The 13,685-nt window shown below is 68.5% G+C and carries 10 protein-coding genes; 4 read left to right on the top strand and 6 right to left on the bottom strand.

The features are described 5' to 3' along the window. Positions 1–7: 7 nt before the first annotated feature. Genes ASG64_RS01000 through ASG64_RS00980 form a run of 5 tightly spaced genes read right to left on the bottom strand, consistent with a single transcriptional unit; the run spans position 8 to position 6,492 of the window. Entirely contained in the window at positions 8–1,345 is a 1,338-nt protein-coding gene (locus tag ASG64_RS01000; RefSeq protein ID WP_156389126.1) for a condensation domain-containing protein, read from the bottom strand. Beyond that, entirely contained in the window at positions 1,342–2,784 is a 1,443-nt protein-coding gene (locus ASG64_RS00995; RefSeq protein ID WP_056069222.1) for a condensation domain-containing protein, read from the bottom strand. The genes ASG64_RS01000 and ASG64_RS00995 overlap by 4 nt, the downstream gene beginning before the upstream one ends. After that, positions 2,781–4,238, bottom strand: a complete 1,458-nt coding sequence (locus ASG64_RS00990; RefSeq protein ID WP_056069219.1) for a condensation domain-containing protein — start codon at positions 4,236–4,238, stop codon at positions 2,781–2,783. The genes ASG64_RS00995 and ASG64_RS00990 overlap by 4 nt, the downstream gene beginning before the upstream one ends. A 39-nt stretch (positions 4,239–4,277) precedes the next feature. Further along, a complete protein-coding gene (locus tag ASG64_RS00985) occupies positions 4,278–5,201 on the bottom strand; it encodes a glycosyltransferase (protein WP_235579449.1) in 924 nt (307 codons plus the stop codon). Between the two features lies 1 nt (position 5,202). Further along, complete coding sequence (locus tag ASG64_RS00980) at positions 5,203–6,492, bottom strand: glycosyltransferase (protein WP_056069216.1); 1,290 nt, start codon at positions 6,490–6,492, stop codon at positions 5,203–5,205. 450 nt (positions 6,493–6,942) lie between these two features. Here ASG64_RS00980 and ASG64_RS00975 point away from each other — a divergent pair, with 450 nt between their 5' ends. The 3 genes from ASG64_RS00975 to ASG64_RS00965 are packed head-to-tail and all read left to right on the top strand — an operon-like array spanning position 6,943 to position 10,998. Beyond that, positions 6,943–8,262: a glycosyltransferase gene (locus ASG64_RS00975; RefSeq protein WP_056069213.1), complete on the top strand. Its 1,320-nt coding sequence runs from the start codon at positions 6,943–6,945 to the stop codon at positions 8,260–8,262. After that, entirely contained in the window at positions 8,259–9,626 is a 1,368-nt protein-coding gene (locus ASG64_RS00970; protein ID WP_056069209.1) for a hypothetical protein, read from the top strand. The genes ASG64_RS00975 and ASG64_RS00970 overlap by 4 nt, the downstream gene beginning before the upstream one ends. Next, positions 9,613–10,998 (top strand): hypothetical protein, encoded by a 1,386-nt coding sequence (locus ASG64_RS00965; RefSeq protein ID WP_056069206.1) that lies wholly within the window; start codon positions 9,613–9,615, stop codon positions 10,996–10,998. Before ASG64_RS00970 ends, ASG64_RS00965 begins: the two co-directional genes overlap by 14 nt. 21 nt (positions 10,999–11,019) lie before the next feature. Here the strand turns inward: ASG64_RS00965 and ASG64_RS00960 are convergent, their stop codons facing one another. Continuing rightward, entirely contained in the window at positions 11,020–12,681 is a 1,662-nt protein-coding gene (locus tag ASG64_RS00960) for an acyl-CoA carboxylase subunit beta (RefSeq protein WP_056069202.1), read from the bottom strand. Positions 12,682–12,801: 120 nt separating this feature from the next. Between ASG64_RS00960 and ASG64_RS00955 the strand changes: the two genes are divergently transcribed. Beyond that, complete coding sequence (locus tag ASG64_RS00955; RefSeq protein ID WP_056069199.1) at positions 12,802–13,683, top strand: biotin--[acetyl-CoA-carboxylase] ligase; 882 nt, start codon at positions 12,802–12,804, stop codon at positions 13,681–13,683. The last annotated feature ends 2 nt before the right edge of the window (positions 13,684–13,685 follow it).

Genomic DNA, 13,685 nt, shown 5'->3' with positions numbered 1-13,685 from the left:
GCCGACTTTATGTCACTGCCAGCGCGGGCAGGCTCGCGGTGCACGCCGCGATGTGCTCGCGGACGACGCGCAGAAAGCTCTCGACGGTTCTGCGGGCCGTCGGGTTGTCGGGGAACCGCGATCGCAGAGCGATCCCCTCCACGGTCCGAGAGATCCAGAACTGGGCGTCGTCGGCGACCGTCACGTTCGAGATGTGATGGGCATCCACCGCGCGCATCTCCTCGTGGCCGGGTAGCCGTCGGTAGTCCACGTACGAGACCATGAAGACGTTCTTGCGCGGCCGGTTCAGGCCACCGGCGGCTTCGACGACGCGGGGGATCGGCACAGCGCCCAGGTCGACCGCGCGCCGTAGGTCGGGTCCGGTCCGACGGATGGTGGCGAGCATGTCGTTCTCGACGACGACGTCGAGAGGTGCGTTGGTGACGAACCACCCGACGGCGGACCGCCACGCGTCGATCGTGCGGGTGTGCAACGGGAAGAGCAACGGCAGTGTCGAACCGCCGCCCAGATCGCGCACTGCGTGCGCCATCGCGGAGAGCACCCCGGCGTACAGGCTCGCGCCCTCCTCCCGGCAGCAGGCTTCGAACGAGGCGGCCTCGTCCGTCGACATCAGCGTGTCCACGCGGATGGCGCAGCGGTCGGTCCTTCCCGGCGGCACGCCGAGATCCAGCGGGAACTGAGGTGGGGCGCCGCCGCGGGCGCGGAGGAACTCCACCCAGGACACCACCCGCGGATCATCGAGACGGACCGCGGCAGAGGTGGATTCGAGCAGGCAGTAGTCGACGAAGCTTCCGGGTTCCGGGTCGTCCACGGTGTCCCCGAGATACACACGACGGATCTCGTCGATGACGACGGCAAGGGAGTACGCGTCGACGTGGGCGTGGTCGAACGCGGCGACGACGGTCGACGTGTCGGACCTGTCGATCGCGGCGAACGTGAACGCGGGGGCCGAGAACGGTTCGCACGCTTCTCTCGACGCGCTCCGCAGGACCTCGCGCGCTCTGGTCGACGTGGTGACGGCGACGTCCGTCCCGCGCAGCAGTCCCAGGGCGTCCCGGCCGTGCACGACGCGGGACATACCGTCGCGGGTACGCACGAATCCGGTTCGCAGCGACTCGTGACGGCTGATCAGGGCGGCGAGTGCTCGTTCGAGGGCGGTGACGTCGACGGGGCCGATCACGTCGAACGCCGCTGCGAGCCAGGTACTTCCGTCCTCGGTGTCGGCGAGGTGAGCACTCTGATTGAAGGACGGTGGAACGTCCGAGGTACGCGGCGGCTCGGCGGCATGCACAGTCCACTGCATGACCGTGCCCGGTCGAGGCGACCAGTCGTCGATGCCGATCACCCGCACTGGACGGACTCCCGTGTCGCGCCGAGGACGTACGCGCCGTCACGGGCGATCGTGCGCAGAACTGTCCGCAGATGGTGGTGGTAGCGCGAGACCTGCTCCTGCGCGAACGGAGTCGCGGGGGTCTGCGAGCCGAGGTAGAAGTGACGCTCGTCTCGGTTGAACCACATCGAGGCGTTCGAGGTGCGGCCTTCTCCGGTGAAAAGGATCGCGGAGCGGTCGGCCTCCGACCCGTGGCTGGGGAACCATCGGAAGTCGATGTAGGACAACAGGTGCGGACTCGATGCCACGCCGGCTCCTCCTGCTCCCGATTCCACGAGGAGTTGCAGCACCCGTCCGATCGGTGCTGCCGCCGTGGCTTTGGTACGACGGTACGCCTCCACTGCCCGCCCGATCACGGCGTCGAAATCGGGTGCCCCCACCACCGGGAACGTCACGGGTGCGAAGTTGCAGAACCATCCCTGCGACAGGGCGAAGTCGCCGAGGTGCCGAGTTCCCAACACGGTGATTCCGGCGTAGACGTCGCGTCCCGCGAGTTCGTGGTCGGTGATGGCGACGGCTGCGAAGAGTCCGGTGACGAACTTGCCGCCCGCGGCGCGGCACACGTCCTCGAACGCTGCGGCTTCTTCGGCGTCGAGCAGGTCCATCTCGATCGGCTCGACAGGTGCGGTCTCGCCCGGCGCCAAGCCCAGGTCGAGAGGGAACGACGGCATCGACCCGCCGTGCGAGGTGACGACATCGGTCCACTCCGCCAACTCCGGGGAGTCCGGGCCGATACCGCGTGCGATGTCGTTCTCGATGCCGACGTAGTCGACGAAGCTCCCCGTCCATGCCGAGAGGTCGGTGGCCGGTGTGCCGGTGATCTCCGCGCGGTAGAGGTCCGCGAGTTCCGAGAGGACGATGACCTGGGACGCGCCGTCGGAGAACGCGTGATCGGCGCCGTAGTACAGCGTGAAACTGCCGGCGCGGGTCACAGCGCCGAAGGCCACCGCGGGCCAGCTCAGGGGAGTGGCGTCCCGGGACAACCGGGCGCGCACGTAGTCGAGGAACTCCTCCTGCTCGGCGAAACTACCCACGGTCCGAGCCTGCAATCGAACGGCGGCGAGTGGGACCCGGCGACGGACGACGGATCCGTCGGCCACGTCGAAGCTGGTCCGGAGGGCGTCGTGCCGCACCAGGAACGCCTCGAACGCGCGTGTCAGAGCGTCGATGTCGAGGTCGCCGGAGATCTCCGTGGCCGAACCGAGGTATGCGGTGTGGACGGCGCCGCGGTCGGCAGCGCTCTCGACTCCGCGGACGTGGTTCTCCTGCAGGAACGACGGGGGCACCGGGTCCACGGCGGCTGCCTCCACGAGCGGGACGACGTCCGGATGCGGATGCCATTCGATCAGCGCGCCCGGTTGCGGTGCCCAGTTGCGCAAGGCGGTGATGATCATGCGCGCACGCTCTCGACGACGGTCTGCGGCGCTGTCCGCTCCAGCGGTCCGGCTCCGACGACGTCGTGAAGCACTGCCTGCAGCCGGGAGACGAACGCATGTACCCGGTCGACGGCGATCTCGTGTCCGGGAAAACGCGCCGAGACGTTCAGCCCTCGCGGTGTTCGCAGGATCCAGAGGTACACCTCGTCGCGTGAGGCGGTGGCGCTGCGCAGGGTGCGGGTGTTCCACAACGGCCACGACTCGGCATCGGGAGTGTGTCGCAGATCCAGGTAGGACACCACGAACTGCGGCACCGAATCGATACCCAGCAGTCGAGCTACCTTCGAGTACGGCTGTCGGGCATAACCTTTCACCGCATCCAGACCGGCGACGGCCCTGTGCAGCGCATCGGTGAAATCGGACTGTGAGTCGATGTGGACGTCGACAGGGACCACACCGACGTACCACCCGATCGACTCTGCGAAGCGCGGCTCGAAACGAGTGTGCATCGGCATGGCGAAACGCAGGCGTCGGGTACCCGTCAGATCGCGCGTCGCGAGAGTCATGGCTGCCACGAGCGCTGCGGTCATCGATGCGCCGTCGGATCGGCTGCGCCGAGCCAGGTCGTCGGTGAGATCCGCCGACAGTATGTCCGTCGACAGACTGCTCTGGCGTGCAGCGCAGGGCCTGTCGGTCGAAACGTCGAGCGGGAAGCGCGGAAACCCGGTCTCGCCGAGGAAGGACGACCACGTCTGCACGACCTCGTGGTCGACGGTGAGGCCGTCGCCCGTCCGACGGTCCAGCACACTGAAGTCGACATGGCTCGCGGTCTCGGTCAGTCGTGGATCCCGACCGTGCACCTCGAATTCGTAGAGTCGTCGTAGCTCGCTGACCGCCAGCAGCATCGAGTAGGCATCCATGACCGAGTGGTCGGCACCGAAGACGAGAAGGAACTTCTCGCCCGGCTCGTCGGTGACGAGGATGTCGTCGACCGTTGCGACGAGGCAGTGGGGCCAGCGGAAGGGCGAGAGAGTGCGCCCGAAGAAGGACACCACGTGGTCGTGGACATCGGAGCCCGAGCGCCGTCGTCCGACGACTCGCGGCACCACATCGACGGCGTCCGCCGCGACGGTCGAGCGGCTCAGCCGGACCGACCCGTCGGACTCGGTACCGTCCGCGGACACGGTCGAGCGGAAGGTTTCGTGTCGCGAGGTCCACGTCGTCAGCGCACGTCGCAGCAGGACGGGGTCGTAGCGCTCGTGGATCTCGAACACCGCACCGATCCACGACGCGCCGACGTCCTCCGACGTGCCGGTGGCCGCTTTGGCCAGGCTGTGTCGGCAATGCTCCTCGTGCGTATAGGCGAGCGGGCGATGGTCCTCGCTCCAGCGATCGGCCGACGTGACGGCCGGAATCCATTCGGTGACCACTCCACGCGGAAGCGGGTAGTCGGCGAGTTCGGTGAACTTCATGGTCGTCTCACATCCGTTCGGGTCGAGATGACGCTCGCGTCAGGGCATCGCGCGATCGACGCGCGGCCGCAGGACGCCGGCCGGCGAGAAGGTTCCGGTGTCCTTGTCGTACGCGCGGATCATGATCAGGCGACAGACATGCAGAACGGACACGGCCGGGACGTAGAGAGTCAGCGCACCCAGCGCCAGCGCATATCGGCGGTGCAGGAGCAGGGTTCTGGGCAGACAGGCCATGTAGCGGACGAAGGACCGCATTCCCGATTCCATGCGTCGCGGCGACACACCGACGGTGATCGACGGCAGGAAGGCATTGCGCCCTCCGGTCTCCTGGACGCACAGCCCCATGTCGACATCCTCGAAGACGTCGCGTCGCAGGGACACGCCGTCGCGAATCGCCTTCCACGTCTCCTGACGCAGAATCATGTTGGAGCCGTAGAGGACCGGCACGTCCCGCACCTCGGGCGTCGACGGTGTGCGTCGCGCCAACGGGGACAATCGACTCTTCAGCCGTGCTGCCGCGTCGCCGTAGGGCAGGTCGTACGCCTCGCCGCGACCACAGGCTGCGGCCCAGGCGCCGTCGACGTCGTCCTCGAAGAAGGCCAGAACGGTGGCCGCCCAGTCCGGGGGCACCCGGGTGTCCGCGTCGATGCGGGCGACGATGTCCCCGGACGCGGCGTCGAGCCCGGCGTTGCGCGCGAACACCAGTCCTTGCTGCGTCTCCGTCATGTAGCGGATCTCGGGGTGATCGGCTGCACGACGCTTGACGATGTCTCCGGTGTCGTCCGTCGAATTGTTGTCGACGACGATGATCTCGGTGATGCAGTCCAGTTGCTCGCACAGCAGGTCGAGGCACAGGCCGATGCAGTCGGCCTCGTCGAACGCCGGTACGACGACGGAGAGGGACCGGGTGAACATGGGCACGGCGTCGCCGATGCCCGGGGAGGAATAGGTCGACCTCGGCATGTCAGGTCACTCGCAATCGTGGTGTGTGGGCGGTGGCATGGTCGACCAGATCGGCGCACCGGTCCACCGCGTCGGCCGCGGGGACCAACCTCGTGGCCAGAGTCGTTGCGGTGTCGCGTATCCGAGGGTCGAGAACGACGGTCAGCGCTGCATCGAGTCGGGTGTCGGTGATGCCCGACGCGGGGACGGCGGCACCCACACCGGCCGCGACGACACGCCGTCCCCACATCGGCTGGTCCGCGCCTACGTGGCACACCAGCGTGGGTCGGCCAGCACGGAGCCCGGCTGCGGTCGACCCAGCTCCACCGTGATGAACGACGGCCTCGCACAGGGGGAACAGGGCCGTGTGGTCGACGCTTCCGATGGTCACGACGTCGGCTGACTCGCGCGATCCGATGTCGGCCCAGCCTCCGGCGATCACGACACGGCGTCCTGCGCGGCGCACCGCCGAGACGATGGTGTCCACGGTGGCGGGGCCGCCGGGTACGGACATACTGCCGAAGCCGACGTACACGGGTGCGGGTCCCGACCGCAGCCAGGCTCGGAGATCTTCGGGCAGGGGCTCCCTACCGTTGTCCATCGCACGCCGGGTGGCCTCGTCGGGTCCGAGAAATCCTGTGAGCGGACGACGAGATCCCCACTCGCTGTCGAGGCCGGGGAACAGTTCGACGTCGTAGGCCTGTATTTCGGTCACACCCGAACGTGCCAGTCCGACAGCGATGCTGGTCGACATCGGAGCGAGCCCGAGTTCGCGTCGAAGTCGGTTGTCGGCGCGTCGAGACGCCAGTCGCAGGATGCGGTCCAGCGCCGTCCAGCCGGCTCGGTGCATCCACGGAGGACTCCACCGGGGGAGGGGGAGGATCGAGACGCTGCCGTTACGGCGCACCGGGCAGAAATGCACCGGTACGTACGGGACGCCGCGGAGATCGGCCACGTCGAGCGCACTCTCCTGCCCGACGCTTCCGCCGATGATCGCCGCGGAATCCTCTGTGTACGTGAGCAGTTGCCGACGGGCGAGACGACCTCCGCCGACGGTCATCTCCGTGATCGCGGCGAGTCGACGGATCGGGTTGCGCGAGTTCATGTCCCGCTGGACCACAGGCGACGCGAGGAGTTGCGCGGTGTCCACTCCGCAGGGCCGGGCGTCGAGCCCCGAGCGTGACGCGAACTCCACCATGTTGGGCGGTACGGCGAGAACCACGTCGTGGCCGCGTTTTTCGAGTTCCACACCCAGTGCGATACCGGGCTGGACGTCTCCTCTGCTTCCGTGGAAGGCCAATGTCAACTTCATCTCTCGCGCCCCCCTCCGCATCTCGGCGGCACATCATGACCTTCGCGAACTGTCTGGGGACGACCATTGCAGAGATGTGGGGACCTCGCCAATCGTGACGTCGCACCCCACAGTTGCAGGCGAGGGTGACGAGTGTCTCCTTCTCCGAGTTGCGGATGCGTCGGTGAGGACATGGCACGGACGTACGGCACCGTGACCTCGCGATTCACGCAATACGGCTGTCGGACATACCAATAGGGATGTCCCGACACTTGTGACGCAGGATCGGAGCAGCCGTGCGATCCTGTGGTCGGTACGAAAACCGGTCGGTTACCCAGACTCGCCCACATGGGCTACGAATGGAATCGAACAAGCGCGCCGTGGAGCGCGCAACCATTCTCGACGTGTTCATCTGCCGGTCATGTCCGCCGAGAACGCAGGGACGAGATCGATGATCGAGGGGGTCGCGCAGTGCAGATCGTGATGGCCGTCAGCGGCACCAGGGGTGATGTCCAGCCCGCCGTGGTGCTCGGAGCGGAACTCGCCCTGCGCGGTCACGAAGTGGTGATGGCCGTCCCTCCCAACCTCGTCTCCTTCGCACGCGGAGCGGGTCTCGAGACCGTCCCGTTCGGGTACGACACCCGTGAACACATGAACTCGGACCTGGTCCGTCACGGCGTCTCGCAGGGGTCCGTGGCCGACCGCGCACGGGCGGTCGCCCGATTGTGGAACTTCGGGTGGGATCAGATGGTGCGGGAGCTGACCGACGTGATGGACTCCGTTCGGCCCGACGTCCTCCTGACCGGTATCACTACCGAGCAGATCGCGTTGCCGCTCGCGCAGCGGTTCGGCGCCGGGCTGGTCGCGGTGCATCACGCACCGGTGCGGTCGAACTCGCGGTACTCGCCGATTCCCGGTGCGGAATCCCTGCCGCGCGTCGTGACACCCCTCGCGTGGTCCGTCGTCGACACAGCGCTGTGGGCGGCAACGTGCCATCGGGAGAACGTCCTGCGCCGCGGACTCGGCCTCGGAACCGTGTCGACACCTCTGCCGCGTCGGATGGCGGAGTACGGGGCGATAGAGATCCAGGCCTACGACCCCGCGTTCTGCCCGGACCTGCAGCGTGACTGGGCGCAGACGAGGCCCTTCGCAGGATTCCTGGACATGCCGTCCGCGCTCCGAGCGACCGCCGACCCCGGCACCGTGACGGCGGAACTCGAGACCTGGCTCGCTGCCGGTCCGCCGCCCGTGTACGTGGGGTTCGGGTCGATGCCCGTGAAAGATCCCGCAGCGATGGTCGCGGCCGTCCGACAGGCATGCGATCGCTCGGGAGTCCGGGCGCTCGTCAGCGTCGGATGGAACGACGCGGGCGACTTCTCCGACGACGCGGGCTCGACGGACGACGGGGGACACCTCCTGGTCGGCGGCTCGCTGGACCACGAGGCGGTGTTCCCACGGTGCCGAGCGGTAATCCATCACGGCGGCGCCGGGAGTACGGCCGCCGGCATCCGCGCCGGCAAGCCCACCGTCGTGTGCTCGGTGGCCTCGGATCAACCGTTCTGGGGGCGTCGCATCGTCGAACAGTCGTGCGGCGCCACTCTTCCCGCGTCGTCCGTCACGGCCGACACGATGGATCGTGCTCTGCGCGTAGCTCTCTCGCCGGACGCACAGGAAGCAGCACGCGCCCTGTCGGACGCCATGATTGCGCCGGAGGTCGCCGCGGCGCGCGCTGCGGACCTCGTGGAGTCGGCGACCCGCCGTACCGAGGCGCAGTCCGGAGCCTCGACATGACCAGACTCCAGGACCAGGACTTCACCTACTGGTTCCTGTCCGAGGCCTTCGGGTGGGACGTCGTGCTCCAACTCGTGTGGACGTGGCCGCAGGGGTTGCCGGAGAACGACGTCCACGCTGTCGTCTCCGCGTTGTCCGCCGGCCCACTCCATCGGAGGATCGTCCGGTCACGGGTACCACTGGCCAGGCCGAGGTGGGAACGCTCGCCCGTTACTCCCGCTGCACGGGTCGACGACGAGCCGATCGACGACGACGCCGTCGAGGTGTGGGCACGTCGGGAACTCGAGACGGTGGACCTCGATGCCGAGGAGGGACGGTGCTGGGCAGTCCGGTCGGTGCGCACTCGATCCGGCGGCACGGCCCTGTCACTGACCTGTCTGCATCTGGTGGCGGACGGTCGATCCATGACGGCCGCGGCAGTGTCGGCGGGAGTGTCGATCACCGGACGCGAGAGCTCGCCGCCGCAGGCCCGCCGGTTGCCGCTCGTGGTCGACGACGTCGTCGACGCCGTGGGCCAGATCGTCGGTGCGGCCGGGGGTGTCGGCCGCGCGGTGGTCGCCGCACTGCGCCCCGGTGGGAGCCGTCCGACCGACGACCGTCCCACCGACGACCGTCCCACCGACGACCCCGCGCCACCTCCGATCACGCGCACACCCGCGCACGTCAGGGCGCCTCGCGCAGAACCCGCCTGGGCCACCGTCACGGTCGACCTGGACTCGTGGGATGCGGCAGCGCACCGGCACGGTGGAACTCGGAACTCGTTGTTCGTGGCGGTGGTCGCCGGCGCGCTCTACTCCACCGGCTACGCCGACGACGGGCTGCCGGTGAAGGTCGGCATACCCATGAGCCTGCGCCGAGACACCGGCGACGACCGCGCGAACGCGACCGGTGGCGTGTCGATCGTGTTGACCGAGCGGCCTGTCGCGGGCGGAGAACTCACGCACATCCGAGGACTGTGCCGCGACGCGTTCGCCGCGCTGTCCGCCGGTCGTCGACCCGCCATGATCCACCTGCAGCCGCTGCTGCAGATCCTGCCGCTGTCGGTGGTCACCGCACTGGTGATGTCGGGGGAGAACGGCATGCCGGACGTGGTCGCATCCAACCTCGGACGTGCCGACGGACTCCTCGACATCGGCTCGGTGCCGGCGTCGAAGGTCGCGTTCCGGGGCACGGCCCAACACGTCGATCCGGACGGGACCCGGCGCTTCGGAGAAGGAGTTCAGTCGTGGTACCTGGAATCGGACGGCCGGGCCACCTTCGCGGTGGCGGGATTCGACGAATCGCGTGTCGGCTCGGCTCGGGCCCTCACAGTCGCGTTGTCCGGAGAGCTGACGGATTGGGGTGTGCAGCATGAGTTCTGGTGATCTCGTCGCGGATCGGGTCGCCGGCGCCGACGAGTCCTACGCGCTGGCGGAGCGGCTGTTCGGGTGGACTGCCCCGATCCAGTACATGTGGATCTTTCCCGCGGACCCCGGAGCCGACGTCGTGGCGACGCTCGTCGATGCGCTCGCGGCGGGGTCGTTCGATCGAAAGGTGAAGGCTGCGTCCGTTCCGCTCGCTCACGACCGCTGGGTACGAGCCCGCCGGCCCGCTCCGTTGCGCATCGAACCGGGCACCATCGACGACGCCGCTGTGGGCGACTGGATGGATGAGCGCCTCCGGGCGGTCGATCTCGATCCGAGAGCCGGCCGAGGGTTCACCGTCGAGTGCGCGCACACGACGTCGGGTCGCTTCGTGATGGCCTTGCTGGTGTCGCACATGATCGCCGACGGCCAGGCGGTGTACGCGGCACTCGACGCAGCACGTGCGGGTCGCGTGCAGTCCTCGCTTCTCGACGCCGAGGACGTATCGGGATGGAAAGGTGTGCGCGACGACGTGCGTGACGTCGGCGAGCAGGTTCCTGCTGTGCTCACCTCGCTCGCGGTCATCGGGCGAGCCGCTGTACGCGCGGGCGCGTCGGCACTTCGACAGTCGCTGCTCGACCGATCCGCCGTGACCGAGGTCGCTGTTCCGACGGCCTCGCCGACGACCGAGCCGACCGTCGGCACACGTGATTCCGAGACGACGCTGGCAGTGGTCGACCTCGACCGCGCGCAGTGGGCCCGACGAGCAGCCGACCTCGGCGGAACGCCCAACAGTCTCTTCACTGCGATCCTCGGTGGTCTCCTGCGGTCGACCGGCTACCCGATGGGGCCGGAGGGCACGCGCATCTGCATCGCGGTGAGCAACAGAACCGACGGAGACGAGCGAGCCAACGCCTCGGGCGGAGTGTGGATCCGAGTCCCCGGTCCCATCGGACCCGAGAGGGGTCTCGGCGAGATCAGGGCGTCGAGCAAAGCGGCGTTCGCCGCCAACGCTGCTGCGGACGATTCCGTTCAGCGACACCTGCAGCCGGTTGCCCGGCTACTGCCGGACCGCGTGCTCGGGACGATGATGAAATCCGTCCCGGGTCCGGACACGACGGTGAGCAACCTGGGCTCGGCTCCGCAGAGCGCACTGGAACTCGGCGACCAGGTCGCCGAATCCTTCGCCATCCGCGCGATCATGCAGGGCCGCGACGCCGCCGAGCGTCGACAGCAGGGACCCGCCATTGCGGCATGGGCCGTGGAATACGGCGACAAGGTCACCGTCACCGTGTTCGGCATCCACCCGGACTACGCGGGCGACACCTACACGGTCCGCGCACTGGTGTCCGCCGAGCTCACTCGATGGTCGCTGGACCACTCGTTCTGGTGAGTCCCGGCGGACACCCGTGGGTCAGAGCGGGATGTTGCCGTGCTTCTTGGGGGGGAGGGTGACCATCTTGCGTTCGAGCAGGCGCAGTGCGGTGACGATCTGGCCGCGGGTGTGGCTCGGGGGGATGACGGCGTCGACGTAGCCGCGTTCGGCGGCGACGTACGGGTTGACGAGGGTGTCCTCGTACTCGTTCTGCAGTTCGAGGCGCAGTGCGTCGACGTCGTCACCGTTCTTGGCGGCGTCGAGGAGGCGTTTGCGGTAGACGAAGCCGACGGCGCCGGAGGCGCCCATGACGGCGATCTGGGCGGTGGGCCAGGCGAGGTTGAGGTCGGCGCCCATGTGCTTGGACCCCATGACGTCGTAGGCGCCGCCGTAGGCCTTGCGGGTGATGACGGTGATCTTGCCGACGGTGGCCTCGCCGTAGGCGTAGAGCAGTTTGGCGCCGCGGCGGATGATGCCGTTGAACTCCTGGTCGGTGCCGGGCAGGAAGCCGGGGACGTCGACGAGGGTGATGATCGGGATGTTGAAGCAGTCGCAGGTGCGCACGAACCGGGCGGCCTTCTCGGAGGCGTCGATGTCGAGGGTGCCGGCGAACGCGGTGGGTTGGTTGGCGACGATGCCGACGCTGCGCCCGTCGACGCGGCCGAACCCGACGATGATGTTGCGGGCCCGCCCTTCCTGCACCTCGAGGAATTCGTCGTCGTCGAGGATGCGGCGGATGACCTCGTGCATGTCGTACGGGGTGTTCGGCGAGTCCGGGATCAGGGTGTCGAGTTCGAGGTCCTCGGCGGTGAGGTTGTCGGCGATGGCGCCGTCGATGGGGTCCGAGGGTGCCAGGCGGGGCGGTGTGGCCTGGTTGTTGGAGGGGAGGTAACCGAGGAGGTCGCGGACGTAGTCGAGGGCGTCCTGTTCGCCGGAGGCGACGTAGTGGGCGACGCCGGACTTCTCCATGTGGGTGTGGGCGCCGCCGAGGTCTTCCATGGTGACGGACTCGCCGGTGACGGTCTTGATGACGTCGGGTCCGGTGACGAACATCTGGGAGGTCTTGTCGACCATGACGACGAAGTCGGTCAGCGCCGGGGAGTAGACGTGTCCGCCGGCGGCGGGTCCCATGATCAGGGAGATCTGGGGGACGACGCCGGACATGCGGACGTTGCGGTGGAAGATCTCGCCGTAGAGGCCGAGGGAGACAACGCCTTCCTGGATGCGGGCGCCGGCGCCCTCGTTGATGCCGACGAGGGGGCGTCCGGTCTTGAGGGCGAGGTCCATGACCTTGACGATCTTCTCGCCGTAGATCTCGCCGAGGCTGCCGCCGAAGACGGTGGCGTCCTGGGAGAACACGCAGATGTCGCGGCCGTCGACGGTGCCGTAGCCGGTGACGACGCCGTCGCCGAAGGGGCGGTTGTCGGCGAGGCCGAAGTTGACGGAGCGGTGGCGGGCGAGGGCGTCGAGTTCGACGAACGAGCCTTCGTCGAGGAGTGCGGTGATGCGTTCGCGGGCGGTGAGCTTGCCCTTGGCGTGCACCTTCTCCACGGCTGCCTCGCCCATCGGCTTCTCGGCCTGGGCCTGGCGTGCGGCGAGCTCGGCCAGCTTGCCGGCAGTGGTGTGGATGTCGGGAGCGGCAGCCCCCGTCTCTTCCCGAGCCACTGATTCCTGCGCGGACGCATCCTGAACACTCGTCATAGACCAGCACTGTATCGACGTCGTCCCCCGGAATGCGGGAGGGGTCGCCTCGGCTCGTCGCGTCCCGCTCGTGAGACTTCGCGGCGGGTGGCCGTGAGAGTGCCTCTCTATGCTCGCCCCATGTGGGAAAACCTGGACAGGCCTCCGCTCGACGCGCGCGCCATCAGCCGCGCACTCGTCGACGGTCCGCGCGGGTCGTGGTCGCGAGTCGACGTCGTCGGGCGCACCGGGTCCACCAATGCGGACCTGCTGGCAGCGGCAGCCACCGCGGCCGACCGCACGGCGTTGATCGCCGACGTCCAGGACCACGGCCGGGGCCGTCACTCGAGGTCCTTCACCGCGCCCGCGGGTTCGCAGGTCATCGTGTCGGCACTGCTGAAGCTGCCCGGGATCGCCCCCGAGTCCGTGGGATGGTTGCCCCTGCTCACCGGAATCGTGGTCGTGGACGTCGTTCGATCCGTCTCCGAGGTGGATGCGGTGCTGAAGTGGCCCAACGACGTCCTGATCCGCGAGGACGACACCCCGGTGGCTGCCCCGGGGGACACCCGGCGTCGCGGGGGCAAGGTCGCCGGCATCCTGGTGGAGGTCGCGTCGACCCACCCTGTCGTGACGGCCGTGTCGGGTGTGGGCATCAACGTCAGTCTCACCGAGGCCGAGCTGCCGGTGCCCACGGCGACGTCCTTGCAGCTCGCGGGCGCCACCGTGATCGACCGCAGCACGCTGGTGCGTGCGTTCCTGCGGGCCATGGGGTCGGCCATGGACGAGTGGCGGGACACGGGGTGGGACACCGCACCACTCGCCGATCTGTACCGGACCCGGTGCGATACCCTCGGCCGCCGCGTACGGGTGAGCATGCCCGGCGACGTCGAGTTGCTCGGACGTGCCACGGACATCGATCGGCACGGCCGCATCGTCGTGGTGCCGGAGTCGGGTGATTCCACGCCTGTCGCCGTATCGGCGGGCGACGTGACCCACCTCCGGGCCGTCGACGACCCGGCCTGACA

This window comes from Rhodococcus sp. Leaf247 (genome assembly GCF_001426185.1).
Taxonomy (GTDB): Bacteria; Actinomycetota; Actinomycetes; order Mycobacteriales; family Mycobacteriaceae; genus Rhodococcoides.
This window is presented reverse-complemented; position numbering and strand designations above follow the sequence as displayed.